Source organism: Priestia sp. YIM B13491, assembly GCF_042787605.1.
Classification (GTDB): Bacteria; Bacillota; Bacilli; order Bacillales; family Bacillaceae_H; genus Priestia; species Priestia megaterium_E.
The window spans coordinates 208,316-235,165 of record NZ_JBHZOR010000002.1 but is presented as its reverse complement, the minus strand read 5'-3'; the positions used below and the strand labels follow the sequence as shown (position 1 = coordinate 235,165).

At 38.5% G+C, this 26,850-nt stretch carries 24 protein-coding genes, 1 pseudogene and 2 riboswitches; of the genes and pseudogenes, 14 read left to right on the top strand and 11 right to left on the bottom strand.

Going from position 1 to position 26,850, the window contains the following annotated elements:
- Nucleotides 1-67 precede the first annotated feature (67 nt).
- From ACFX4E_RS07380 to ACFX4E_RS07370, 3 genes are all read left to right on the top strand, one after another.
- On the top strand, nt 68-442 hold the full coding sequence (locus ACFX4E_RS07380; RefSeq protein ID WP_050689415.1) for a cbb3-type cytochrome c oxidase subunit I: 375 nt from the start codon (nt 68-70) through the stop codon (nt 440-442).
- Between the two features lie 204 nt (nt 443-646).
- Nucleotides 647-910: a hypothetical protein gene (locus ACFX4E_RS07375; protein ID WP_013055998.1), complete on the top strand. Its 264-nt coding sequence runs from the start codon at nt 647-649 to the stop codon at nt 908-910.
- Nucleotides 911-958: 48 nt separating this feature from the next.
- On the top strand, nt 959-1,165 hold the full coding sequence (locus ACFX4E_RS07370; RefSeq protein WP_013055999.1) for a hypothetical protein: 207 nt from the start codon (nt 959-961) through the stop codon (nt 1,163-1,165).
- A gap of 57 nt (nt 1,166-1,222) precedes the next feature.
- Here ACFX4E_RS07370 and ACFX4E_RS07365 read toward each other — a convergent pair.
- The 3 genes and pseudogenes from ACFX4E_RS07365 to ACFX4E_RS07355 all read right to left on the bottom strand — a co-directional run bounded on the left by ACFX4E_RS07365 (nt 1,223) and on the right by ACFX4E_RS07355 (nt 7,681).
- Nucleotides 1,223-2,020: pseudogene (locus ACFX4E_RS07365) on the bottom strand (HAD family hydrolase).
- Nucleotides 2,021-2,398: 378 nt separating this feature from the next.
- On the bottom strand, nt 2,399-5,842 hold the full coding sequence (gene metH, locus ACFX4E_RS07360) for a methionine synthase (RefSeq protein WP_377257875.1): 3,444 nt from the start codon (nt 5,840-5,842) through the stop codon (nt 2,399-2,401).
- A complete protein-coding gene (locus tag ACFX4E_RS07355; RefSeq protein WP_014461038.1) occupies nt 5,843-7,681 on the bottom strand; it encodes a bifunctional homocysteine S-methyltransferase/methylenetetrahydrofolate reductase in 1,839 nt (612 codons plus the stop codon).
- A 107-nt stretch (nt 7,682-7,788) separates the two neighbouring features.
- A riboswitch (SAM riboswitch) is annotated at nt 7,789-7,895 on the bottom strand.
- Between the two features lie 344 nt (nt 7,896-8,239).
- On the opposite strand from ACFX4E_RS07355, the gene ACFX4E_RS07350 reads away from it, so the two are divergent.
- The 9 genes from ACFX4E_RS07350 to ptsP all read left to right on the top strand — a co-directional run bounded on the left by ACFX4E_RS07350 (nt 8,240) and on the right by ptsP (nt 18,868).
- Complete coding sequence (locus ACFX4E_RS07350) at nt 8,240-9,274, top strand: YkvI family membrane protein (protein ID WP_225049647.1); 1,035 nt, start codon at nt 8,240-8,242, stop codon at nt 9,272-9,274.
- A 107-nt stretch (nt 9,275-9,381) separates the two neighbouring features.
- Nucleotides 9,382-9,532, top strand: a riboswitch (FMN riboswitch).
- 278 nt (nt 9,533-9,810) lie between these two features.
- On the top strand, nt 9,811-10,470 hold the full coding sequence (gene ribE, locus ACFX4E_RS07345) for a riboflavin synthase (protein ID WP_013056005.1): 660 nt from the start codon (nt 9,811-9,813) through the stop codon (nt 10,468-10,470).
- Nucleotides 10,471-10,486: 16 nt separating this feature from the next.
- Entirely contained in the window at nt 10,487-11,680 is a 1,194-nt protein-coding gene (locus tag ACFX4E_RS07340) for a bifunctional 3,4-dihydroxy-2-butanone-4-phosphate synthase/GTP cyclohydrolase II (protein WP_028407917.1), read from the top strand.
- Between the two features lie 91 nt (nt 11,681-11,771).
- Entirely contained in the window at nt 11,772-12,242 is a 471-nt protein-coding gene (gene ribH / locus ACFX4E_RS07335; protein WP_013056007.1) for a 6,7-dimethyl-8-ribityllumazine synthase, read from the top strand.
- 442 nt (nt 12,243-12,684) lie between these two features.
- On the top strand, nt 12,685-13,557 hold the full coding sequence (locus ACFX4E_RS07330) for a hypothetical protein (RefSeq protein ID WP_377237658.1): 873 nt from the start codon (nt 12,685-12,687) through the stop codon (nt 13,555-13,557).
- 131 nt (nt 13,558-13,688) lie between these two features.
- Nucleotides 13,689-14,537 (top strand): glucose PTS transporter transcription antiterminator GlcT, encoded by an 849-nt coding sequence (gene glcT / locus ACFX4E_RS07325; protein WP_028407919.1) that lies wholly within the window; start codon nt 13,689-13,691, stop codon nt 14,535-14,537.
- A gap of 270 nt (nt 14,538-14,807) precedes the next feature.
- Nucleotides 14,808-16,862 (top strand): glucose-specific PTS transporter subunit IIBC, encoded by a 2,055-nt coding sequence (ptsG, locus tag ACFX4E_RS07320; RefSeq protein ID WP_028407920.1) that lies wholly within the window; start codon nt 14,808-14,810, stop codon nt 16,860-16,862.
- Nucleotides 16,863-16,880: 18 nt separating this feature from the next.
- Nucleotides 16,881-17,147 carry a phosphocarrier protein HPr gene (locus tag ACFX4E_RS07315; RefSeq protein ID WP_013056011.1) on the top strand — a complete coding sequence of 89 codons (267 nt, stop codon included), beginning with the start codon at nt 16,881-16,883 and terminating at the stop codon, nt 17,145-17,147.
- Entirely contained in the window at nt 17,147-18,868 is a 1,722-nt protein-coding gene (gene ptsP / locus ACFX4E_RS07310) for a phosphoenolpyruvate--protein phosphotransferase (RefSeq protein ID WP_013082261.1), read from the top strand. The genes ACFX4E_RS07315 and ptsP overlap by 1 nt, the downstream gene beginning before the upstream one ends.
- Nucleotides 18,869-18,909: 41 nt before the next feature.
- Here the strand turns inward: ptsP and ACFX4E_RS07305 are convergent, their stop codons facing one another.
- The 3 genes from ACFX4E_RS07305 to ACFX4E_RS07295 form a co-directional block, all read right to left on the bottom strand.
- Complete coding sequence (locus ACFX4E_RS07305; protein ID WP_013056013.1) at nt 18,910-19,596, bottom strand: LrgB family protein; 687 nt, start codon at nt 19,594-19,596, stop codon at nt 18,910-18,912.
- Entirely contained in the window at nt 19,593-19,961 is a 369-nt protein-coding gene (locus ACFX4E_RS07300; protein WP_013082263.1) for a CidA/LrgA family holin-like protein, read from the bottom strand. The genes ACFX4E_RS07305 and ACFX4E_RS07300 overlap by 4 nt, the downstream gene beginning before the upstream one ends.
- Before the next feature lie 497 nt (nt 19,962-20,458).
- Nucleotides 20,459-21,334: a LysR family transcriptional regulator gene (locus ACFX4E_RS07295; protein ID WP_028407921.1), complete on the bottom strand. Its 876-nt coding sequence runs from the start codon at nt 21,332-21,334 to the stop codon at nt 20,459-20,461.
- A 241-nt stretch (nt 21,335-21,575) separates the two neighbouring features.
- Between ACFX4E_RS07295 and ACFX4E_RS07290 the strand changes: the two genes are divergently transcribed.
- Nucleotides 21,576-22,352: a hypothetical protein gene (locus ACFX4E_RS07290; protein WP_034275587.1), complete on the top strand. Its 777-nt coding sequence runs from the start codon at nt 21,576-21,578 to the stop codon at nt 22,350-22,352.
- A 169-nt stretch (nt 22,353-22,521) separates the two neighbouring features.
- On the opposite strand, the gene ACFX4E_RS07285 is transcribed toward ACFX4E_RS07290, so the two are convergent.
- Entirely contained in the window at nt 22,522-23,217 is a 696-nt protein-coding gene (locus tag ACFX4E_RS07285) for a GNAT family N-acetyltransferase (RefSeq protein ID WP_060746729.1), read from the bottom strand.
- A 144-nt stretch (nt 23,218-23,361) separates the two neighbouring features.
- Between ACFX4E_RS07285 and ACFX4E_RS07280 the strand changes: the two genes are divergently transcribed.
- Nucleotides 23,362-24,147: an SDR family oxidoreductase gene (locus ACFX4E_RS07280; protein ID WP_028407924.1), complete on the top strand. Its 786-nt coding sequence runs from the start codon at nt 23,362-23,364 to the stop codon at nt 24,145-24,147.
- Nucleotides 24,148-24,183: 36 nt separating this feature from the next.
- Here the strand turns inward: ACFX4E_RS07280 and ACFX4E_RS07275 are convergent, their stop codons facing one another.
- The 4 genes from ACFX4E_RS07275 to ACFX4E_RS07260 form a co-directional block, all read right to left on the bottom strand.
- Complete coding sequence (locus ACFX4E_RS07275) at nt 24,184-24,795, bottom strand: nitroreductase family protein (RefSeq protein ID WP_025749407.1); 612 nt, start codon at nt 24,793-24,795, stop codon at nt 24,184-24,186.
- A gap of 152 nt (nt 24,796-24,947) precedes the next feature.
- Nucleotides 24,948-26,111, bottom strand: a complete 1,164-nt coding sequence (locus ACFX4E_RS07270; protein ID WP_377257872.1) for an aminotransferase A — start codon at nt 26,109-26,111, stop codon at nt 24,948-24,950.
- 96 nt (nt 26,112-26,207) lie between these two features.
- Nucleotides 26,208-26,429, bottom strand: coding sequence for an IDEAL domain-containing protein (locus ACFX4E_RS07265; protein WP_028407926.1), 222 nt, complete (start codon nt 26,427-26,429; stop codon nt 26,208-26,210).
- Between the two features lie 203 nt (nt 26,430-26,632).
- Complete coding sequence (locus ACFX4E_RS07260; RefSeq protein WP_013056022.1) at nt 26,633-26,827, bottom strand: hypothetical protein; 195 nt, start codon at nt 26,825-26,827, stop codon at nt 26,633-26,635.
- Between the last annotated feature and the right edge of the window lie 23 nt (nt 26,828-26,850).

The following is a 26,850-nucleotide window of genomic DNA, read 5'->3' as shown; positions in this document are numbered from 1 at the left end:
TCTAAAATGACGTTTCCTGCGTAAAGTAGTACAGAAGTCGGAGGGGAATATAAGGGGGGAGAAAATGATGGGAATTAAATTAATTAAAATATCAGCCGTTTATTTTGGAATTGGCATCATATTGGGGTATTATATGTCAATTGTTCACAGCTACGCTTTGACACCTGTTCACGTGCACATCAATTTATTAGGATGGACATCCCTTACGTTAGCGGGACTTATTTATTATTTATTTCCTGCGTTTAGCGAAAGTAAATTAGCCAAACTGCACGTATGGTTGCATAATATAGGATTACCGGTCATGATGATTGGTTTATTTTTCATGATTGTACTAGAAAACCAAGCTTTTACACCCGTAGTGGCAGCAGGAGCAACACTTACGGCTATTGGCGTTTTAATTTTCGTATATCACATCCTTAAAAATTTGAAATCTGAACGATAAACGAAGAAGGTCGGTGACGCCGGCTGCTAATTTCAAAAGGAAAAAGAACCAGCTATAGCGAATATACATGTAAACAAGGTGAAAGAGTGATTTACATAAAGGTGTGCTAGGCATCTTTATAAGGAGGGGTAAGCTGCAGGGATTTCTAGCTCTTATAAAAGCCAATAAAAGGGCTGATTATAAGTTTCTTGCGGCGGAGATACTATGGGAGAACATCAACAATTAGTGCGTGTTAGGGAGCTAGCAAATGAAATTATTCGACTTCGTCTTCAAGACCGTACAACTTATGACGAATTAGAGTTGCAAAATAATGTAGAGTTGTTGTCTCGTTCTGTGGTTGACTTAGTAAACATTATGTTAGCCGAAGATGTGGATTCTTCTACGTCTTTAAAAGCTACAGCTTCTAAAATGAAAATGGTGTATAATAACATGCATCAAGCTGAGAAAAAAGATTATTTGCATTTCTAATTGCTAGGCTCCTTTTCGCCACAAACGAAATGGAGGTGTACGAGGCAGATGCTATCGTCACTAACGACTTCTGAAGCTATTGTAGCATCCGTTCTTGCACTGGTTGTCATTGCCGTTTCCATTATCTTTTTTGCCACTCTTATTATGGTTGTTGTTCGACGAGAAAGAATTAGCAGCTTGGTTAATCACGGAGAGCATGCAGATGGAAAGCAAAAAAGCTTAGGTGAATTTTTTCGTTCTTTACGGAAAAAATAACTACCGTTTTCTTATTAAATGGATAAAAGCGGTCAATTTAAACGTTGACCGCTTTTTTTAGATGGTTTGCTTATTTTTTTCTAAAACAATACCCGCTGCTTCACTAACAGATGACACAACAGCAGAGGCATGGCGCTGAACAGCTTCAGGAGCTGTAGCCATAGCGAAACTGTTCGGCGTTAATTGAAACATAGGAATATCATTAAATGAATCCCCCACACATGCAATTTCCTCTGGTTTTAGCTGAAGATGATTTAATAAAATTTCAATGGCATTTCCTTTGCTGATATGTTTAGGCATAATATCCAAACACTGCTTGGCAGAAATATATGTATCAATATAATCACCAAACTCTTCGTTCACTTCTTTTTGCAGAGCTACCATTTCATCATGATCTCCAAGAACCGTGATTTTAGATGGAGAAAGAGCGTGACCAAATGAATCCGTCATTTTAATTTGTTCTTCGATAGGGAAAAACATGTGAGTTTCAATCGCTTCAATAATTTCATTTCGCTGCTCTACATAATTCGTGTCGTTTGAACAGACAAGTGTAATACGGTTAGGATCTATCGTTTTTTAATAAAGTTGAGCCGCTAAATCATCTTCAAACACTTTTCCATGAAGTTCTTGATTTTCTTTAGTCCACACAAATCCTCCGTTTTGGCTTATGCGATGAAATGTATTATTAATATCAGTCGAAATCTTTAAAATTTCTGCATCCATTCGTCCCGAAGCAAGACAAACCTCTACTCCTTGGCGCTGAAGTTCACTAAGTGCGTCTGCATTATGCTGTTCTACGTATTTTTCTTCGTGTAAAAGAGTGCCATCTAAATCGCTTACAAATAACTTAATCATTTCTTGAAAATTCCTTTCCCTAAAAAATTTGCTGTGATAAGAGCGTTACAAATTTATTACATTCCTTATTCTATCAGTGTTTCCCAAGAAACTCATAAAAAAAGCTCAAACCGGCGGTGAATTCAAAGAGATTAAGACATAACTACATCAATTTTTTCCGCAGGAGTCTTCGCTTTACCCTTCAAACAGCTAGAAACAGCTACATGAAATCCAGTTCACGATCACAATGAAAAAAATCCGAACGCAGTTGATTCTCAATTAAGAATCTGGATTTATCGTTCGGATCTTTCTTCAGCTACAATCCATTTGTCGCAGCCTTTTTTTCAGGTTTGTTCACTGTAAAAAAACAGCCGCGGTCTAAAAGACCGCGGCCATATTTTACAATACGTTAAAATATTTCGCTTCAGGATGTGCAAAAACAAGGGCTGTAACAGAAGCTTCTGGTTCCATCATGAAACCGTCTGTTAACTGAATGCCGATGTCTTCAGGTTTAAGTAATTTAAACAGTTTTGCTTGGTCTTCAAGGTCTGGACATGCAGGATATCCAAATGAAAAACGCTGACCTTGGTATTTGGCTGAAAAACGCTCCGCCATTGTAAAGTCAGGCGAATCAGGGAATCCCCAGCGGTCACGAATTTGCTGATGAACACGTTCTGCTAATCCTTCAGCTAGTTCAAGCGCAAGAGCTTGGAATACGTGACTCTTTAAAAACTCGCCGTTTTCTTTGAATTTCGCCGCGCGTTCGCGAATGCCTGTTCCTGCTGTTACAGAGAAGAAACATACATAGTCCATCTCTTTTTCTTTAGGCTTTGCAAAATCAGATAAGCACAGGAACTGTCCTTTTGCTTGCCGAGGGAAGGTAAAGCGTTCAATTTCTGTTTTCTCATCAGCAGGATCATAAATAATTAAATCATTTCCGTCTGCTTGAGCAGGGAAGAACTGATAAATAACCGCTGGCTTAATTAAGTTTTCTTTTAGTGCCAGTTCGAGCAGGTCATCAACGGTTTCTTTTAATTGAACAGCACGCTCGTCTTTTTCAGCAAGCAGCTTATTCACTTTTCCTTTTAGTCCTAAGTGATGGCCTAAAAGCATCTGCCAGTTAATATACGGAAGAACCTGTGCCAAATCGTAGTGTTTGACAACGTGCCGCTTTAAATCAGCCGGTACAAAAACAGGAGCGTCCGTTGAAATGGCGGATCTTTCTAAAACAGCGGTAGCTGCTTGAGCGGTTTGAGGCTGGCGTTCTCGAACTGTTACTTTCTTTTCTTGCCGCGTTTTTAAATCTGCTAAAAGCTGAATAACTTCTTCTTTGTTCTGCAGCTTATTTGCTAACGCTAATCCGTCCATCGCATCTTTGGCGTAGAGGACCGCACCTTCATATTCCGGGGCAATTTTAAAGTCAGTAAATTTACGGGAAAGGGCAGCGCCTCCTACCATAATTGGAACATCAATGCTTGATTGTGTTAAATCTTGGGCAGTTAAAACCATTTGCTGAGCTGACTTTACTAGAAGACCTGACAGGCCAATGATGTCTGGCTTTTCTTCTTTTACTGCTTCAATCAGCTGCTGTGGCGTTACTTTAATCCCTAAATCAATTACTTTAAAACCATTGTTGCTTAAAATGATGTCTACTAAGTTTTTACCGATATCGTGCACGTCGCCTTTAACCGTTGCAAGAATCACTTTACCTTTTCCAGAATCATTTTCAGTTGCCTCCATATGAGGTTCTAAAAAGGCAACGGATGCTTTCATAACTTCCGCACTTTGAAGCACTTCTGCTACAATCAGCTGGTTGTCATTAAACAAACGTCCAACTTCCGCCATCCCCTTCATAAGCGGTCCGTTAATAATATCTAACGGATCATCATATTGAGCTAAAGCTTGTTCTAAATCAGGAAGCAATCCTTCTTTTGTCCCTTCAACAATATACATTGCCAATCGTTCTTCGAGTGTTAGCGTAGAAATTTCTACTTTTGCTTCTTTCTTTTTATCACGATAAAAGTCGGTAAACGTGCTTAACGTTTCATCAGTTGTGTTAAATAATAACGCATTAGCAAGCTCAATTTCAGCTTCTGGAATAGAAGCATAGCGTTCTAATTTTTCTGTATTAACAATGGCATAATCCAGTCCAGCCTGCGTACAGTGATAAAGGTAAACCGCATTTAGTACTTCACGTCCGACTGGAGGAAGACCGAATGACACGTTACTTACGCCAAGAATGGTCAGGCAATCAGGCAGGGCTTCTTTAATCATTTTAATTCCCTTAACTGTTTCTTCAGCAGAACCAATATATTGTTCATCACCAGTCCCTACAGGAAACACAAGAGGGTCAAAAATAATATCTTTTGGATTAAAGCCATGTTTTTCAACAAGTAAATCATGTGAGCGTTTGGCAATCTCTACTTTTCGTTCTGCAGTAACGGCCATGCCTGTTTCATCGATTGTACCGACAACCAGAGCTGCACCGAATTTTTTTACTAGCGGTAAGATTGCATCAAAACGCTCTTCACCATCTTCTAAGTTAATGGAGTTAATAATGACCTTACCTTGCGAGTACGTTAAAGCTTTTTCAATAACTTTCTCGTCGGTTGAATCGATTACAAGAGGAACCTTCACTTTTTTTACAACTTCTTGAATAAACTCCTCCATGTCTTCCATTTCTTCACGGTCCGGATCTGCTAAGCAAATATCAATAACGTGAGCACCATTTTTAACTTGAGCACGCGCAATTTCAGATGCTTCTTCAATTTTTCCTTCCGCAATCAGACGCTTGAATTTGCGAGAACCGATTACATTCGTACGTTCTCCCACAAAAAGAGGGCGCATAGAATCGTCATATACAAGTGGTTCAATACCGGTTACAGCATGGTTATGCTCGGAGCGATCAAGCGAACGAGGAGCAACCTCTTTTACCGCTTCAGCCAGTGCTTTAATATGAGCAGGCGTTGTACCGCAGCATCCGCCTACAAAGTTCAGCCAGCCTTTATCAGCAAACCCTTTAATTTTTTGAGCAAGCAGATCAGGAGATTCATGATAATTGCCTTCTTCATCCGGAAGTCCAGCGTTTGGATAACAGCTAACTGCTGAAGTGGCTAGGTCTGAAAGAGAGCGAATATGATCCGTCATAAATTCAGGGCCTGTCGCGCAGTTAAGTCCGACTGAAAGAGGCTTCATGTGTTCCAGTGATAAGTAAAAAGATTCGATATCTTGACCAGCGAGAGTTGTTCCCATCGGCTCAATTGTTCCTGAAATCATAATAGGAACTTCGGTTTTGAGTTTTTCAAACGCCGCTGTAATGCCTAGAAATGCGGCTTTTACGTTCAGCATGTCTTGACAGGTTTCGACTAAAAGCAAGTCAACGCCGCCGTCTAACAAACCTCGAGCTTGCTCTTCGTACGTTTCGACTAGCTCAAGGAATGTAATACCGCCGGTAACAGAGAGTGTTTTAGTCGTAGGACCGATAGCTCCAGCTACGAACCTAGGCCATTCGGGAGTTGAATATTTATCGCGGGCTGCACAAGCAAGCTTCACAGCTTCGATATTCAATTCATACGCCAAGTGACCTAAATCGTATTCATCAAGTACGGTAGATGTTGAGCCAAACGTATTGGTTTCAATGATGTCAGCACCTGCTGCAAAGTACTCTTCATGAATGCGCTGAATCACATGAGGCGCTGTTCGAGTCAAATATTCGTTGCAGCCTTCATATTCTTCGCCGCCAAAATCTTCAGCGGTTAAATCAGCATCTTGAATCATCGTTCCCATTGCTCCATCGATGACGAGTATTCGCTTCTTTAGTTGTTGTTCGATAAGTGAGCTCATTTATATCTTCCTTTCTGATGTAACAAGTTGCTTGTCATGAATATAGCGTGTTAGAATTTCGGTCATTTCATAGCGCATAAACGGCGTAATTAAGTAAATACCGTCAAAAAGCTCATATGCTGTATCAATTAAGTTTTTTGCAATCGCAAGACCTTCGACTTCACCGCGAATTCGGTCATTTCCCGTTGCGTCCATGCGTTCTAGAATATCTTCTGATAATTTAATTCCAGGTACTTCATGGTGAATAAATCGAGCATTTCTCGCGCTTGTTAACGGCATGATCCCGATGTATACCGGTGTTGTTAAATGTTTGGTTGCTTCATATACCTCTTCAATTTGCTTAGTTGAATAGAGAGGCTGAGTAATGAAATAGTGAGCCCCGCAGTCGATTTTCTTTTCCAAACGCTGAACGGCTCGGTCTAAGTGACGCACGTTTGGGTTAAAGGCAGCTGCGATGGAAAAATTGGTTTTTTGACCAAGTGGTTTACCCGAATAAGATAGTCCTTCATTAAATTGAGCGATTAAACTAATCAAGTCAAATGAAGATAAATCGTAGACCGAAGTGGCGCCAGGGAAATCGCCAACTTTTGACGGATCACCGGTAATTGCAAGCACTTGATTCATTCCTAGCGTATGAAGTCCCATTAAATGAGATTGAAGTCCAATTAAATTTCGATCGCGACAGGTAATATGAATAAGCGGTCGTGCTTTTGTTTCTTGCTGCATCAGTGTTGCCATTGCCAAGTTGCTGATGCGAGGTGAGGCAAGAGAATTATCAGCTAATGTAATAGCATCTACGCCGACTTTATCGAGTGCTTTTGCTCCTTCTAAAAATTTCGTCGGACCCAGCTGTTTAGGCGGATCTAGCTCGACGATAACCGAGCGGCGCTTCTTCACAATTTCATGCATATGAGGTTTATCCTGCTGCTCACGCTCTTGAACCGTAACGGCTGGTCTCATTTTAACGACTTTACTTGTAATCGGAGGCAGGTCTTTTAAGGCAGATGACATAGCGCGTACGTGAGCTGGTGTTGTACCGCAGCATCCTCCAATTAAGCGAACCCCTTGTTCGCGGAATAAACGTGCGCTTTCTACAAAGTAGTCTTCATTCGTTTCATACTCCAGCTTTCCTTCCACATACGCAGGAAGGCTGGCATTAGGGTAAGCAGATAAGAAAGCACGATCAGGAAGCGGTACTTCTTCAAGAGACTGAATCATATGGTAAGGACCTAAACGGCAGTTTAGCCCGACAACATCTGCTCCTAAGTCTTCTAATTCTTTTAATGCATCTGCTAAAGGACGCCCATCTTGCAGTACGCCAATATCATGCAGGGAAACGTGGGTAATAATAGGCTTATCCGTTTCTTTTCTTGCAAGTGTAAGAACGGTTTTTAATTCTTCGAAATCATAGTATGTTTCAAACAAAAGTCCATCCACGCCTTCATTTAAAAGCCAAAACATTTGTTCACGAATGCTTCGCTTAACTTCTTCTAAACTAATAGCGTTTTTTTGGAAAGAACGAATTCCGCCGAGTGTACCAACCACGTAAGCCTGATCTTTTGCAGCTTGTTTCGCTAATTTTACACCAGCAACATTGATGTCTTTGACTGAATCTTCTAATCCATAACGGGCAAGTTTTTGATAATTAGCAGCGTACGTATTTGTTTGAATAACGTTTGCACCAGCTTCTACATAGGCTCTGTGAATACGAGAAACCTCTTCTGGTTTGGTGATGTTTAGTTCTTCAAAACAGCTGTCAATACCGTGTGAGTAAAGGAGGGTACCAGTGGCACCATCCCCAATTAAAATTTTAGACTTTAAATCTTCAAGTAACCCCATGTCAAAACCTCCTTAAATTGTTCCGCTTCTATTTCACGAGTGATTCGTTTTATGCAATATGCCGATAAAATAGAAAAAGTCTTCTTAAGAAGAAGACTTTTTTCGCCTTCTTATCTTCCAAGCAATAAATTGCTTGCTGGATTTAGCACCATGTCTCTAACGACTGGTTGCTGAGGTTTCAAAGGGCCAGTCCCTCCACCTCTCATGATAAGAATCAATTGTATATAATTGAAACATATTTTTTTAAATAGAAAGAATACTTATTTAATAATTTATCTGATTTTTAGAAATTATACAACAGTAAATTGTGAATTTCCAGCAAATATTGAGGAAAATTTAAAAGCTAAAGGGAAAATATCCGTATATTTTGTTTGGAAATGACTGTTATGTTAGGGGTTAAGGAGTTTTTTGTGAAAAATACAAAAAGAAAATGAAAAATAAAAAATAAACGAAAAGGCACAAGCGCTGGGATATGCGTAGATTTACACGTAAAAAGGCTCGTCTTTTTTTTACCGTTTCTACATATAGTGAACTATGAAGGGTAGAAGGGTGATGGGCATGAAAAGGTGGAAACTCACGCTGCAGGTTGCTGCTACGTATGTAGGCACTGTTGTAGGAGCCGGTTTTGCAACAGGCAAGGAAATCGTTCAATTTTTTACACAGTACGGGGAACTTGGAATGGTCGGGATTTTGGTCAGCGGCTTGTTTTTTATTTGGCTAGGTTCGAAAATGATGCTGCTTTCGCACGCAATTGGGGCTTCTTCTTATCAGCAGCTTAATACATATTTATTTGGTGATGTGCTTGGAAAAGCGGTAAACGGTGTAATGATTGTCATTTTATTTGGAGTAACTTCAGTCATGCTAGCGAGTACGGGAGCAATAGGAAAAGAACAGTTCGGGCTATGGCCTCCTGTTGGGATGATTTTTACAATTGTTTTAACTTATATATTTATCGCCAAAGGAATTAACGGTATTTTAATGGTTAATTCTCTTGTTGTGCCGATGATGCTTTCATTTGCTTTTATCATCTTTGTGCCAAATATCAGCTATTTCTCACTGATTCAAACGAAGCCGGATTTAACGCTCGTCACGCAGTGGAAGTGGGCGGTTAGTCCCTTTTTATATATTTCCCTAAATCTAGCTTTGGCTCAGGCTGTTTTAGTTCCATTAGGAAGCTCCGTGAAAGATAGGAGCGTGATTAAAAAAGGGGCCGTAATAGGAGGATGTGTACTTACGTTTATGCTTGTTTCTACTCATCTTGCCCTTTCCAATTTGCCTTATTCATTTCAACTTGATATTCCGATGAGTGCCGTTGTTAAAAATATCTCAGCGTGGGTGAATGTTTTATTTACGGTAGTTGTGTTAGGCGAGATTTTTACTACATTGATTGGAAATGTATTTGGAATCGCTAAGCAGATTCAGTCATTTCTTCCCCTGAATGACAAACAAGCTTTTGCATTTATTATCTTGGCTTGCTTTATTATTGGGCAATTCGGATATGCCCAGCTTCTTGAGTTTTTGTATCCGATATTTGGCTATATTGGACTAGCTTTTGTATGGATGCTATGTATTAAAAAAGAAAAAATAAGCTAAAAGCTGGATTTTAAAGAATAGATGTGAAAAAACGAAGTTAAATGATGTGACAAGTCGATTTTACTTTGCTATAATGTAAAACAAATAAGACTCTAGCAGTCGAATATATTATCCTTCGGGGTCGGGTGTAAGTCCCAACCGGCGGTGATAAAGCGTATGCTTTTAAGCCCGTGACCCGTTTTCATACGATGTATGTTAGCGGTGGATCTAGTTAAAATCTAGAGCCGACAGTAAAAGTCTGGATGGGAGAAGGATCAGGAAGCACAGTTGTTTTTTTGTGTTGAATTAATAAGGGACACGCTTGCCTTTTTTAAAGCTACCCTTGTTTTTATACACAAAATATAACTGTTTATTTCGTATACAATTAGCGGAATTTTGCATAGATAAAACTGATTCAGCTCAGCCGACCCTTTGGACATTTGTTCAAGGGGCTTTTTTATTTTCAGTGGTTGGGGGAAAGATAAATATGAAAAAAAAGCAGCTGCTATTTCAAAACGGTATAAGAAGTTGGAATAGCGCCAAGGCAGGTGAAGAAAATGTTCACGGGTATCATTGAAGAAATTGGAAAAATAAAACGTATTCAAAAGGCCACAGAAGCAATTGTTCTTACGATTGATGCGAAGACCGTGTTAGAAGATGTGAACTTAGGGGACAGTATTTCAGTTAACGGCGTGTGTTTAACCGTAACGGCTTACTCTCAAAATGAATTTACGGTCGATGTCATGCCGGAGACGATTAAAGCAAGTACCCTTCAGCTTCTAACCGTTGGATCACGTGTTAACTTAGAGCGGGCGATGGCTGCAAATGGCCGGTTTGGAGGGCATTTCGTTAGCGGACACGTTGATGGAATTGGAACCATTGTAAGCAAAACACGCAAAGGAAATGCCTTTTATTATGAAATTCAAGTCGATCCTGAACTTCGTGAATTTATGATGTTAAAAGGATCTGTTTCCGTAGACGGAACAAGTCTTACTATTTTTGATGTCAGCAACCAATCATTTACTATTTCTCTTATTCCCCATACGGTGCTTCACACAGTCGTAGGAGACAAACAGCGAGGAGACAAAGTGAATATTGAATGCGATATGTTAGCTAAATATATGCATCAGATGATGACAAATAAGTCAACTCCTGGCGCCTCGAATCGTTCAGGTAACATGAAGGATTTATTGCAGCAGCATGGTTTTACAAATTAACAGTGAGGTGAAAGAGATGTTTCATAAAGTAGAAGAAGCCATTGAAGAGTTAAAAAAGGGAAAAGTGGTTATTGTATGCGATGATGAAGATCGAGAAAACGAAGGAGATTTTATTGCATTAGCCGAAAAAACGACGCCTGAGGTTATTAACTTTATGGCTACTCATGGAAGAGGATTAATTTGTACACCTGTTAATGAAGAAATTGCACATAAATTGAATCTTCACCCGATGGTAGCGAACAATACGGATGTACATGGAACAGCATTTACAGTAAGTATTGATCATATTTCAAGTACAACAGGTATCAGTGCATACGAACGCTCTGCTACCGTTATGGCTCTTGTGAATGAAGCGACGGTACCAAGTGATTTTCAACGCCCAGGACATATTTTCCCATTGATTGCAAAAGACGGGGGCGTTCTCCAGCGTGCAGGTCATACAGAGGCTGCTGTTGATTTAGCAGTATTAGCAGGAGGAAAGCCTGCGGGTGTTATTTGTGAAATTATGAATGAAGATGGAACAATGGCACGCGTACCGGATTTAACAAAAATTGCAGAGCAATTTGATTTAAAAATGATTACAATAAAAGATTTGATTGCCTACCGCCGCAAACATGACCAGCTTATTAGCCGTGAAGTAGAAGTGAGCTTACCTACGGCATTTGGTGAGTTTAAAGCTGTAGGATATACAAATAAACTTGATAATAAAGAACATGTGGCTCTTATCAAAGGTGATATTGATCATAATAGCCCCGTTCTCGTTCGCGTTCACTCTGAGTGTTTGACTGGAGATGTGTTTGGTTCTGAACGCTGCGACTGCGGTCCTCAGCTTCACGCAGCTCTTACGCAAATTGAAGAAGAAGGACGCGGCATTCTGCTGTATATGCGTCAAGAGGGCAGAGGGATTGGCTTATTAAATAAGCTAAGAGCATATAAGCTGCAGGAAGAAGGATACGATACCGTAGAAGCGAATGAAAAACTCGGGTTTGCTGCAGATTTACGAGAGTATGGAATCGGTGCTCAAATCTTAAAAGACCTTGGAGTCAAACAAATGAAGCTTTTAACGAATAACCCTCGTAAAATTACCGGGCTAAAAGGCTACGACCTTGAAGTGGTCGAGCGAGTACCTCTTCAAATGCCGGCAGTGGATGCCAATAAAAAATACTTAGATACAAAAGCTAAAAAATTAGGTCATTTATTACATTTATAATTTTACACTTTTTTTCGTTATAACAAGTGAAGCTAATTCATGAAAAGAAATGTAAATAACTATATATTAATACTAGCAGGAGGAACAAAAGATGAATCATTTATATGAAGGAAATTTAGTAGGCACAGGATTAAAAATTGGAATCGTGGTAGGGCGTTTTAATGAATTTATTACAGGCCGTTTACTTAGTGGAGCAGAAGATGCGCTCAAACGTCACGGCGTAGCTGATGAAGACGTAGACGTGGCTTGGGTGCCGGGCGCTTATGAAATCCCATTAATCGCCAAAAAATTAGCTGAATCTAAAAAATATGATGCAGTGATTACGCTAGGAACCGTTATTCGAGGAGCTACTCCACACTTTGATTTTGTATGTAATGAAGTAGCAAAAGGCGTTGCATCTCAAAGCTTACAAACAGGCGTGCCAATTATCTTTGGTGTATTAACGACTGAAACAATTGAGCAAGCAATTGAACGTGCAGGAACAAAAGCAGGAAATAAAGGATGGGAAGCTGCAGCATCAGCTATCGAAATGGCTAACCTTTCAAAAATGATTGAAGGATAATAGATACGATTTCAGTTTTTATAAGCTGAAGAGTTAAAAGAGGCTGAAACAAAAGTATGTTAGTTAAAGAAAGATCCGAACGATGAATCGTTCGGATTTTTTCATTGGTAGGGTGAACGCAGGTTTCGTGTATGTAGTGGCTTCTAGCTGTAGATTAAAGGGTCAGGCGAAGACTTCTGCGGGAAAAGCGGAAGAAGTGTGACCCTGCAGAAGCGGAGGAGGCGAGGAGGCTTCGCGGCCGCCTGTGGAAAGCGAAGTCTTGCTCGGAAATCAACTGCAGTGTAAAAAGCGATCCATACTATCTTATGTATCCCGTTTGTTCGTCTTTAGATTGGATTGATGTAGTTATGTCTCAAGCTCTTTTAAATAGAAGCTAGCTATGTATAATTTGGCTAAAACGTCTTACTCTAAGTAATAATTAGGTCGTAAAAGGGAGACGTCTATGCCTCATTATACTGCTTTTTTTGCATTGATTATTATCAGCACAGCCGTTTTGCTTACAGTATTCATACGTAAAAAAGATAAAAAGCTAGTCGTTTTGCTTTTTTTTATCATTGGAATGGCTTATATACTAGAATATGTTGTATTTGTGTTGTTTGAAAGTTACGATTACGATCCCGATTTTATGACCAATGAATATTTTGATAATTTGTTCGGGTCCTTAACTTCTCAAGCGTTTGCTTTTCCAATCATGGCTATGGTGGTAGCTGCTTATCAATTGAAATTTCGCTATATTTTAATTACTTCAGCTATGTTTATGGGGATTGAAGAATTATTTTTACACTGGGATATTTATACACATCACTGGTGGAAAACAGTCTATACAGGCGCTTTAATGACTATAGGCTTTAGCATTTCAAAGATTTGGTATGTATGGCTAACAGAACGGTATATGACATTTGTGCATTACGCTACATTTTTTCTCGGGATGCTCGCCATTACTTCTACTATTATGTTTATGCTGTTAGCATATTTTCATAATAATTGGTTTTATACAGGATGGTTTGCGTCGGCTACTCATGATTCCGTAAATGCAACGATGATTTACGTTTGTGTTGTTACGGTTCTCCTCGTTTGGAGTGTAGCCAAAGAATTTTTTGTTGGAGCTGCAATGATTATAGCGGGGCTGCGTATAGTAGATATTTTACTGATTCACTATGGGGTTTTGCTGGTATCTATTACCACTTCACTTGTTCTTTTTACGCTTCTACAAGCGGGTGCATTCATTCTGAGCGTTATGCTTCAAAACTTTATCATGAAAAATTGTTATGGGACAAGCAAAAAAGACGTTGCGTTTCCAGCGAAGAACTACTAAGATAATACGTAACTCAAATAGTTTAGTTCAATAATATTTGAAACAAAGAAAAATGAATTGACGGTTATGCGTATTATTTGTAAGATAGGAAAGCAAATAATAGAAAGCCGAAACAGGGGAGTGAAGGATTCGTGAAAGAGTCCTTTTTTGTAGAAAAGGTACTTAATAATAATGTATTAATTGCTAAACACCTTACCTATGATGAAGTTGTGCTAATTGGGAAAGGAATAGGGTTTAATAAGAAAAAAGGCGATGAAATCGATGCAAAAGCCGTGGAGAAAATGTTTTTGTTAAAGAGTGAAGAAGAGCAAGAACAATACAAGCAGCTTTTAACGCAAGTGGATGAAGACGTGATTGAAATGATGAATGATATTGTAACGCACATTCAAAAGCGTGTTAACATTCCTTTGAATGAGCACATACACATTTCATTAACGGATCATATCGCGTTTGCGATAAAACGTTTTCAGCAGGGAATGGGGCTTAAAAATCCATTTTTACTTGAAACAAAAGCTTTATATCCAGAGGAATATACGATCGCATCTGAAGTGGTAGAAATTATTAGTCGCAAAATAGGCGTGCAGCTTCCAGTAGGAGAGATTGGTTTTATTGCGCTTCATATCCACAGTGCGCTGACTGAAAAAAACCTCCTGGAAGTGAATCAAGACTCGCAGCTTATTCAAACGATTATTAATGTGATTGAAGAATCGCTTCATCTGCGGGTAGACAAAGAATCTGTGCACTATATGAGATTGATTCGTCATTTGCATTTTGCGATTGATCGAGTAAAAACAGGAGAAAAAATAGAAGAGCCAAAAAAAATTGCTTTGCTATTGAAAGAAGAATATCCCCTGTGTTACAATGTGTCTTGGAAAGTGATAAAAGTAATGCAGCAAGCGTTACATTTACCTGTGTATGAAGCAGAAGCCGTTTACTTAACGATGCATCTGCAGCGACTTATAACAAAAACGGATTTATAAAATCATTTCAATACGTGTTACTGATACGATCAGGCATGAGTGAGAAATGAAGCGATGTGTAATTGGATGAGTGTATCCATTTATCGTTTCTTTTTCCTCATGCCTTTTTTTGTTATAAGAAAGCGCAATCATTGAAGGCTTCGCCTCAGGATACCAGGAGATGTAATAAGTTTTCTAGTTAAAGAAAGCGTTTTATGAAAGCGCGTTAATGATTCACGTATCAAATAAATAGCTTGTTGCACACTAAATATATAAAAGGAGGTAAGCGCCATGTTTAAAAAACTTTTTGGAGTATTACAAAAAGTCGGAAAAGCGCTTATGTTACCGGTTGCGATTTTACCGGCAGCAGGGATTTTACTTGGAGTAGGGACAGCGCTTCAAAACCCTACATTGTTGGATGCAGTACCGGCACTTGGTGCAGACTGGGTTCAATTGGTTTCAAATGTTTTGTCGCAAGCGGGTCAAATTGTATTTGACAACTTATCGCTATTGTTTGCCGTTGGTGTTGCCGTTGGTTTAGCTGGTGGTGACGGTGTAGCAGGTATTGCTGCAATCGTAGGCTACTTGATTATGAACAAAACGATGAGCACAATCTTAGTTGCTACAGGACAACTAGATCCTGACAAAATGGGTGCCAATCCAGCTTACACTAGCATCTTAGGAATTCCTACGTTAGCTACAGGTGTATTCGGGGGTATCATAGTAGGTATTTTAGCTTCATCCATGTATAATCGTTATTTCAATATTGAATTACCATCTTATTTAGGGTTCTTTGCAGGAAAACGATTTGTACCAATCATTACTGGGGTATTTTCAATTGTTTTAGGTGTTATTATGATTTTCATTTGGCCGCCAATTCAAAGCGGATTAAATGCTTTCTCTACTAACATGATTGATGCAAACCCAACTTTATCAGCGTTTGTATTTGGATTGATTGAACGTTCATTAATTCCATTTGGACTTCATCACATCTTCTACTCTCCGTTCTGGTTTGAGTTTGGTGATTACGTTAATAAAGCAGGTCAACATATTCACGGTGACCAAAAGATTTTCTTTGCTCAATTAGCAGATGGCGTGCCTTTAACAGCAGGAACATTCCAAGTTGGTAAATTCCCGTTCATGATGTTCGGATTGCCAGCAGCAGCTCTTGCGATTTATCACGAAGCTCGTCCTGAAAACAAAAAATATGTAGCTGGTATCATGGGTTCAGCTGCTTTAACATCTTTCTTAACGGGTATTACAGAGCCGCTTGAGTTCTCATTCTTATTCGTAGCACCAGTACTATTTGCAATTCACGCAGTATTTGCTGGTTTATCATTTATGGTTATGCAATTATTAAATGTTAAAATCGGTATGACATTCTCAGGTGGAGTTATCGATTACGTTCTATTTGGAGTTATGCAAAACCGTACAGCATGGTGGCTAGTTATTCCAGTAGGTTTAGTTCTAGCAGTTATTTACTACTTCGGTTTCCGCTTTGCAATCCGTAAATTTAACTTAAAAACACCGGGTCGTGAAGATAAAGAAGAAGGAGAAGAAGATGTAAAAGTAGAAGCAGCAGAGCTTCCAACAAATGTTTTAGCTGCACTTGGCGGTAAAGAAAACATTACACATTTAGATGCTTGTATTACGCGTTTGCGTGTATCCGTAGATGATGTAGGTAATGTTGATAAAAGCCGCTTGAAAAAACTTGGAGCAGCTGGTGTTCTTGAAGTTGGTAACAATATTCAAGCTATTTTCGGTCCGAAATCTGACACGTTAAAAGGTCAAATTCAGGACATTATGAATGGCAAAACACCGGTTGTCACAAAAGAAGAGACAAAAACAATTGAAAAACCTGTTGCAACATCTGAAGTAGGAAGCGATAATGGTAATGATATTGTTTCACCGATTGAGGGAGAATTGGTACCTTTATCGGAAGTACCAGATCAGGTATTTTCACAAAAACTAATGGGTGACGGTTTTGCGATTATTCCGAAAACAGGCACAGTAGTTGCACCAGTGGACGGAAAAATAGTAAACTTATTCCCGACGAAACATGCTTTAGGTATTGAATCAACGACTGGACGTGAAATTTTAATTCACGTTGGTATTGATACAGTTAATTTAAAAGGCGAAGGTTTTGAAGCTTTAGTTGCCCAAGGCGATGAAGTGAAAAAAGGACAGCCTCTATTGAAAATTGATTTAGACTTTGTAAAAGAAAATGCGCCATCGACGATTACGCCGATCATTTTCACGAATTTACAAGCTGATGAAAAAATTGATATCTTAAAGCAGGGCCAAGTTTCTCAACAAGAAGCAAATATTATTAACATTTCAAAGTAAAAAGGAGATTGATTTAACATGGCACAAAAAACATTTACAGTAACAGCAGACTCAGGAATTCACGCACGTCCAGCAACAACTTTAGTACAAGCAGCAAGCAAATTTGATTCTGATATCAACTTAGAATTCAACGGTAAAACTGTAAACTTAAAATCAATCATGGGCGTTATGTCTTTAGGTATTCAAAAAGGCGCTACAATCACTATCTCTGCAGAAGGTTCTGACGAAGCAGATGCACTTGCTGCTCTTGAAGATACAATGAGCAAAGAAGGATTAGGCGAATAATGACAAAGGAAATTCAAGGCATTGCCGCTTCTAGCGGCATTGCTATTGCTAAAGCATTTCGTCTAGAAAATCCAGAATTAACCGTTGAAAAAAAATCAGTAACTGAAGTTGAAGCAGAAGTAGCACGTCTAGAAGCTGCGCTAGAAAAGTCAAAATCAGAACTTGAAATTATTAGAGAGCACGCTCGTAAAGAACTTGGAGATGACAAAGCAGAAATCTTTGAAGCTCACTTATTAGTTCTAAGCGATCCTGAACTTATTAATCCAATTAAAGATAAAATTACAAATGAAAATGTAAACGCTGAACATGCACTTGATGAAGTAGCGGCAATGTTTATTAATATGTTTGAGTCAATGGACAATGAATATATGAAAGAACGTGCTGCTGATATCCGTGACGTAACAAAACGTGTATTAGCTCATCTTTTAGGTGTAAACGTTTCAAATCCAAGCTTAATCTCAGAAGAAGTTGTCATTATCGCAGAAGATTTAACGCCGTCTGATACAGCACAGTTAAATCGTAAGTTCGTAAAAGGATTTACAACAGATATTGGCGGACGTACTTCTCACTCAGCAATTATGGCGCGTTCAATGGAGATTCCAGCTGTTGTAGGTACAAAAACAGTTATGGAAGACATTCAAAACGGCGTATTAGTAATTGTTGATGGTTTAGATGGCGAAGTTATCGTTGATCCAAGCGAAGAAACAGTAAAAGCTTACGAGAAAAAAGCCGCTGAGTATGCAGAACAAAAAGCTGAGTGGGCTAAGCTTGTAAATGAAAAAACGGTTTCAGCTGATGATCATCACGTTGAACTTGCAGCTAACATTGGTACACCAGAAGATGTAAAAGGCGTATTAGAAAACGGCGGCGAAGGCGTTGGCCTTTATCGTACAGAATTCTTATATATGGGCCGCGAGGATCTTCCGACGGAAGAAGAGCAGTTTACTTCTTATAAAACAGTTCTTGAACGTATGGAAGGTAAACCAGTGGTTGTTCGTACTCTTGATATTGGTGGAGACAAAGAGCTTCCTTATTTAAATCTACCAAAAGAAATGAACCCATTCTTAGGATTCCGTGCTATTCGCTTATGTCTAGAGATGCAAGACATGTTCCGTACACAGCTTCGTGCGCTTCTACGTGCAAGCGTATACGGTAATCTGAAAATTATGTTTCCTATGATTGCTACTGTTGATGAGTTCCGTCAAGCAAAAGCTATTCTTTTAGAAGAAAAAGCTAAACTTCAACAAGAAGGCGTACAAGTTTCGGAAGACATCGAAGTAGGGATGATGGTAGAGATTCCTTCCTCAGCGGTAATCGCAGATTTATTTGCTAAAGAAGTAGATTTCTTCTCTATCGGAACAAACGATTTAATTCAATACACGCTTGCAGCTGACCGCATGAATGAGCGCGTGTCTTATTTATATCAACCGTATAACCCAGCGATTCTTCGCTTGGTGAATATGGTAATCAAAGCGGCTCACAAAGAAGGTAAGTGGGTAGGCATGTGCGGAGAGATGGCAGGAGATGAGATTGCAATCCCAATTCTTTTAGGTTTAGGCTTAGATGAATTCTCAATGAGTGCAACATCTATTCTGAAAGCTCGTTCTCAAATCCGTCAATTATCAAAAGCTGATATCGAACCTCATTTAGATACAATTCTATCAATGTCTTCTACGGAAGAAGTTATTGAGTTCGTAAAATCAACTTTTCATATTGGATAATAAAAAGGTGTGATCATATATGATCACACCTTTTTTATCTTTTAAGCGAAAATAGTAGGCAGAAGCATATTCGCAAACAGCATTGTAAGAAGTGCTGCTACGATCATGCCAAGGCTAGAAAAAGTACCTTCAATTTTTCCAAATTCAAAAGCTCTTGCTGTACCTGTCCCATGAGAAGCTACTCCTAAAAGAAGACCTCTTGCTAGAGAAGAGTGCAGTGCGAGGAGCTTAATCAGTTTTGGAGCGACCATACATCCTACTACACCGGTTATAATCACAAACATAATGGTGATATTTGGATCTCCTCCTAGCGTCTGAGATACATTAACGGCAATAGGAATCGTAACCGATCTTGGAATCAAGCTATGAACCAGCGTTGATTGTAAATGAAACACTAATGCTAACAGCATGGAAGATATCATGGCAGCAAACGTGCCGAGCCCTACGCTTAAGCTGATTTCAACACGATGTTTTTTGAGTAAATCAAAATACTTAAACATAGGAACAGCAAAAGCAACGGTTGCTGGTCCAAGCATAAAGCTAATAGCACTGGCACCTTGCTTATAATGATCATAAGAGCCATTCGTTACTAATAAGATGCCAATTAAAAGAATGGGGGCTAGTAAAATAGGGGAAACTAGCATAGACTTATATTTTTTATAGAGCACTTTTGTGCCGACATAAACGAGCAGTGTAAGCGGAAGAGCAATCCATGTGAGTAATGTCATTTTAGCGAACCTTCCTTTCTTCTTGAAATATGTTCTGCAATGATTCCCGTTATAGACATCACAATAATCGTACTGATTGTGATAATAATCACAATCTGGATTCCAAAATGCATCAATACATCTCCATAATTGATGAGTCCAACGACGGCTGGTATGAAAAATAGTAATAGTTCTCCCACTAACAGTGTTCCACCTTGTTCAACCCAGCTTAATTTAATTACTTTAAAGTACAGTAAGAAAAACAGTAAGAAAAATCCGATGATACTACCTGGCACTGGGAGGTCAAACCACTGTGAAATACTTTCTCCTATTAAAAACAGAGCCGTTAGTAATAAAATCTGTAAAATCACCATAATCAGTTTCATGATTAGCCTCCTTTATTTATGTTTTTATTCATTCATTCCTAGTTTGTTGAGACAATAATGGAGTCGTCTATGCTGAAAAGACGACTCCATCATGGGAAAAGAGAAACTATTTGGATTTTGCAAATGGGGATACAACTTGAGTAAATGAATGCTACACACTTATCTTACAAAAAAACGACTATAATATGAAATATATAATAACTATGATAACTATTCTTTTTAGTTATAGTTGAAAGAAATCTCTTTACAAATGCGTTGGTAACCTTTTCAAAAAAGAGTTTGTGAAATATAAGGTCTAATTATTTAATAAAAGGCAATAAAAAAAAGAGATGGAGACATGCTTAAATCAATTCAATCTAAAGACGAACCAATGGGATAAATGATTTAGTATGAATGACTTGTCACACCGCCATGAAAAAAATCCGAACGAGTTTGATTTTCTATCAAGAATGAAACTCATTCGGATTTTTAATTAAACTACTTTTGTCTCAGCTTTGTTAAACTGTACTTTTAATATAATCAATAAAAGCCTGTGTAGCATAAGAGATATATCGATCTTTTTTAACGATTAAAGCAATTTCCCATGGAATAGCATTCTCGAGATTAATTACTTTCACATGCTCCAAATCAAGCTTTTCACATAGTGAATAAGGGAAAAGAGCAATGCCGAGATTAGCAGCTACCAGCTCTCCAATGAAGTCCCACTGAGAGCTTTTAAAAGCAATATTAGGTGTAAATCCATTTTTTAAACATTCGTTATAGACCATTTCATGCATGGTGAAGTCTTCATGAAAGGAAATAAGCGTTTCGTCTTTTAACTCTTTTAATGAAATCGTAGAATGCTGAGCCAACGGATGAGATTTATGAACAACAAGCTGCAGTGTTTCTCGGGCTAAAGGAGTCGTAAAAAACATGTGTTCATCAACAGGAAGTAAAACTACGCCCACATCCACTTCTCCTTGTTCCACAAATTTTTGCATTCTTTTAGCGCCATATTCCACTAATTGAATATGAATCTCAGGGTATTGCTCTCGAAATGCTTTAATAATAGTAGGAAAAAACAATGTACCAATAATAGGGGGAATGCCTATTTTGATGGTTCCTCTTTTTAAATGCATTAAATCATACAGGGAATCCGATAAATCTCGGAGAGAAGATAAAATGCTTTCAGCCTGCTCGTACACGATTATTCCTGCATCGGTAAGCTGAACTTGTTTGCCAGCGCGATCAAACAAAGGTGTGCCCAGCTCTTCTTCTAATGATTTAACCATTTTACTGAGAGAAGGTTGAGAAATATGCAGCGCTTCAGAAGCTCTTGTGAAATTTTTATGTTTAGCCACTTCTGTTAAGTAATGCAAATGGCGAACATCCATTTTGTATACCTCCGTGTTCATACATGCTAATTAATAAGATACACACATTCTACCACATTCACAATCAGCTCTATACCTTTCTTTCCTATCAAATAAAATGATCAGTAGAAGAGGCAGTGAATACAAAAGAAATTGCCAACAATATATATTTACACATTGTTTATTTTAGAAGTATAATATATAAATCAGTAGAACGGTTACATATCGATCACAGAATCAATCAATAAGGTGGTTAGAACGGTTGAGTAAAGCAGATGAAATAAGAGATATCGTTTATATTAATGGCCATGTAAATAAAAAATGCTTTATTACATATGGAATTGAATTTAAAGAGTTTTATCATTCCCTTCCTACGCCGCTTGCAAATATATTATTGTTAAAGCACGGTTTTGAAGACAGTGATTACCATTACCAAACCCATATGGACTACGTAGAAGAAGAACAAATTCATCTTTTAGCAGAAGATGATGTTTATAATTATGGTGACTTTTGTTGGATTGATTTTGAGGATATATCTTCGTTGGATTTGTTAGAACCTCAAGATATTGCAGCGCTGCTGTATTTAGGTCATTTAAAAAAACCGCTCAATTCGCCATTTAATAATAAACTCGGTAATCAATTTGTTTATTTAGCTCATGATGATGGATTTTATAACAAAATCTATTTTCGAGACGTATATGATATGAAGCATATTTTAAGCCGAATCATTCCGTTAAAAATGTCAGCAATTAAGCAAAAAAGATTTGTATTTAGAAGGAAGAAGTTAGAATATCCAATACTGCCGCTCGTGTTAGCAAATACGCTTCTTACTTTAACGAATGACGGTTTGTTTATTGATTTTGAACACATGGTGCAATCCCGTAGAGATATTAAAATTCCGTTGTATACAATCGGTGACTTTGACGACATGAATGAAATGTATAATGATCGGTTTGAGCACAAAGAGATGAGTAAATTGCAGGCGCATCTAGTTCTCACTCATAAAGAGCTAGAGTGGAGCATTGAAGAAGTTCAATAATCTAAAAAGAGGTTGAGACATAACTAAATGAATTCAACTTAAAGACGAACACATGAGATAGATGAGCTGGACTGCTAGAAGGAACGAAACAGATAAAACTATATTCACCATCACAAAAAAACGAACCGTTAATCAAATATGTTGATTAACGGTTCGTTTTTCACTTGGGCTAAAATACCTTTGTTCCAGCCTCTTTTTGAATAGCCGTATAAAATGGATTTTTCCATTCCATTAGTACGGCGTAGTTGTGTGAATCTTCATCTTCAATATAGTTTGCTGCGAGACCAATAGGCATTCTGCCACAGCGCATTAAAAAGGTCATAACCGGATCGTAGAGAGTTCCGGCTGATACAAGGTTCATGTATTCAACAGGCGTGTACAAGGAAGACACTGATGCGTATCCAGGGATGCGGCACCCGCCGAGCAGCCTTTCTAACTTGTAATGAATCACGACTTCATATAAAGACTGCAAAAGCAGCTTCCCAAGCCCCATCGATCGATGCGAAGGAGTGACGCATACGTCCACTACATAAAGCGTATTACCAGAAGGATCGTGCGTATGAATATATCCGCTTCCTGTTACTTCATCCCATGTGTGAGCCTCATTTCCTTCCACTGAAACAATCGCGCTTGTGATAGATCCGCATATTGTCCCGTCTATCTCCACGCATAGCGCTCCATCCGGAAATAGGGAAACATGGTTATTTAACTGAGCTTTGCTCCATAATAATTCAAAAGGGAAAGGAGGGGGAAAACTTTCTTCTTGAATCCGAATCAGCTCATCGAAGTCATTTGATGTATATGATCGTACCGTACATGTTACAGGCTTATTTTGATGAAAGACAAAGCATTGCTTTTTATACACTGCTTTTTTGCCTCCTTTAAGAAATAATTTTCAGATAATTAAGTATACCATACGAAAAAAAGAAATTATTTCATATTTATTGAAGAATTTGACGAGAACGTGATAAAGTTAAAAAGATTCGAACTATTAGACGAGGTGAGAGAAATGGATGTTGAATTAAAAGGAAAAACAGCGCTTGTATTTGCGGCCAGCCAAGGGCTCGGTAAAGCGATTGCGGCCAGGCTCGCAGAAGAAGGCGCAAACGTTATGATTGCAAGTCGTTCAGAAGAGAAACTAATCCAAGTAGCGGAAGAGATTTCATATCTTGGAAGCGGACAAGTGTTACATAAAACGGCAGATGTCACGAAAACTCAAGACATTCAAGATGTTATTCAATATACAGTGGATACGTTTGGAACCATTGATATTTTAATTAATAATACAGGAGGTCCTAAAGCTGGGAACTTCCTTTCTTTAACAGATGATGATTGGAAGCATGCATTTGAGTTAAATCTCCTCAGCTATATTCGTATTATTCGTGAGGTAGTGCCCGTTATGAAAAAGAGCGGAGGGCGTATTGTCAATATTGCTTCTTCTTCCATTAAAGAGCCAATTGCTGGACTTATTCTGTCAAACACCTTCCGTACAGGAATCGTGGGGCTTACCAAAACACTTGCTTCAGAACTAGCAGAGGACGGTATCTTAATTAACACGGTTGCGCCAGGAAGAATTGCAACAGACCGAGTGAAAGAGCTAGATACCATTCGTGCTGAAAAAATGGGAGTAGATGTTTCAGAAATTGAAGAAGAGATGAGAAACCAAATTCCTCTTAAACGCTACGGTCAGCCTGAAGAGTTTGCTAAAGCCGTTGCTTTCTTTGTTTCGGGAGCGAATTCATATATGACAGGCCAGTCGTTTCTAATCGACGGAGGTATGGTAAAATCTATTTAGTTACATAGAAAAACCCTGCAGCTGCAGGGTTTTTTGTTAAATCCAAGTTGTAACTTGATCTAATGGTAAGCGATCGCTAGCGTGAGCTTCTTTAGCCGCTTTTCCAACTGAGATAAGCATAACCGGAATGTATCGATCCTCAATTTTAAATTCTTCTACAAATTTTTGAGCGTTAAATCCGCCCATTGAGCAAGTGTCTAATCCTTTTGCTTTTGCTGCAAGCATGAATGTCATAGATGCAAGAGAAGCATTCGTAAACGCTGCATCGCGGGCAAAAGCACCGTTTTTATAAGCACCGTTAATCTGTCCTGACAAAATATTTTTTACGTCTTCTGTCATGTGACCTGCTTCGACTAGTGGATTGTACACGTCATCTACATTTTTATTGGCTTCTAAATCACCTAAGACAGCTACTACAGCGCCTGCTTCTGTAATTTGTTTTTGGTTGTAAGCAATTGGAAGTAGACGTTCTTTCGCATCTTGGTCTGTAATAACAACGAAATGCCAGTGCTGTAAGTTCCAAGCTGATGGTGACTTCACTGTTGCTTCTAAAAGTTCCGTTAATTCTTCTTTGCTTAATTTAGCTGAAGAGTCATATTCTCGAATCGATGTACGTTCATTTACCACATCAAAAAAATCTTTTGTCATAATAAAAACCTCCGTTAAAAGTATGTATTTCTTTAGTGAATCGATGCACATTTTATAATGATACACTATTGAAGTCAATTTATATGCTTCTAGTATACCCGCTCTTATGTGCTGTCACTCACAAAAAAATGCATACACTTCTCACCATCGGCTTAACATGATTGACGAGATGTAAGATAAGCTTCAATTCGATCACAGGCTTCACGCAGTGTGTTCATGGAATACGCATACGACAGGCGTACATATCCTTCACCGTGGGAAGAAAAAGCGCTGCCGGGTACTAGTGCAACACCTGCTTCTTTGACTAACTCCAGGGCAAAATCAAATGAATTGCTGTGGAAGTTCTGAATAGAAGGGAAGATATAAAAAGCACCAGTCGGCTTTTCTACGTCAAATCCCATGTTTACTAATCGGTCATACACATAATTCAGTCTTTGTTCGTATTCTTTTTTCATATCCACCGCATCGTTTTTACCTGCTGTCAGTGCCTCGAGTGCAGCTGCTTGAGAGACAGAAGAAGCACAGCTCACGTTGTATTGATGAACTTTTAAAATATGTTTGGCTAAATAAGAAGGAGCAAATAAAAGGCCAATTCGCCAGCCCGTCATGGAATGAGACTTTGATACTCCGTTAATAACAATTGTTTTCTCTCTCATAGAGGAAATGGAGGCAATGGACTGATGTTTTTTATCAAAAACGAGCTCACTGTATATTTCATCAGATAGTACAAAAATATTTTTATCGCTTAAAAGAGCGGAAATTTCTTCTAATTCTTCCTGTGACAACGTCACGCCTGTAGGATTAGACGGATAAGGCAAGATGACGCATCTTGTTTTAGACGTCAAATGTTGTTGGATTAAATCCGCTGTTAGTCGAAATCCTGTTTCGGTTGTATCAATATGTACAGGTTTAGCGCCGTTTAACCGGATAAGCGGTTCGTATCCTGGGTAAACAGGTCCAGGTAAAATAACTTCAGAATCTTCTTCTAAAATGGTGCGAAGAGCAATATCAATTGCTTGACTAGCTCCAATGGTCACAATCACTTCATCCGCTGGGTTATAGTGCAAGTCATATTTCTCTTTGACAAATTGAGCTGCTGCCTCGCGCAGTTCTATTGTTCCAGCATTGTGAGTATAAGAAGTTTGGTTACCATCAATTGCAGATTTTGCCGCTTCTTTTACATGTTGTGGTGTTAAGAAGTCAGGTTGTCCAATTGTGAGGGATAAAACATCTTGGTATTGTGAGACCATATTATAAAATGTACGTATTCCTGATAGTTCAATTTCTTTGACACGTTTATTGATTAAGTGCTCCATGGTTTCAAATCCTTCCGCGTATTTTCAACTCATTTTATCACAATGAAAATAGGTAAAAAACCACTATTTGCGCATTTTGCAAATAGTGGTTTTAAGTTAGGTGTTATATAGCTTATTATAAGCAGTTGTTAGTTCATAAAATTGTTCTTCGTCTCTGTTATCTAACGCATCGTCGATAAGAGATTTCAAATGCTGTTTATTAAAATTTGTACTCATAGTCGTTAAAATACGATCAGCTTCTTTCGCGTAATAGTGTTGGTAAGGTGTGTACTGAGATGAGTGGGAATAGTGATTCATATTTTTTCGATAAGAACTCATAACATAAACCTCCTTTTTTAAAATAAAACGCAGCTTCTATTACTTGAAATGTACCCTTTCTATATAGTTGTTAACCCTGTTTTTAGCTGCGAATGTGCTAAGGTATGTGTTAGGAAATCAGAGGTTCCTTGCTTCACGTTCAATTCTCGATTCAAAAAAATAAGCGCATAAAAAGACCTGCATATATATGCAGGTCTTGTATATTAGTCAGTGTGTATTTGGCCTTCACGCCAATAAACAGGGGAAACGTAGCCAAAATCAACTTCATGATCGTCCAATGTTACAACGCAGTGATCAGAGCCTTCTTGTTCTTTAATATCTTGATATACAGCTTCTTCTACGTTTTCAATAATGGTCATTTCATTATCGTCATTAAAAAGAATGACGGAGCCTTTCATATTACGAACACCTTCTTTTAAGA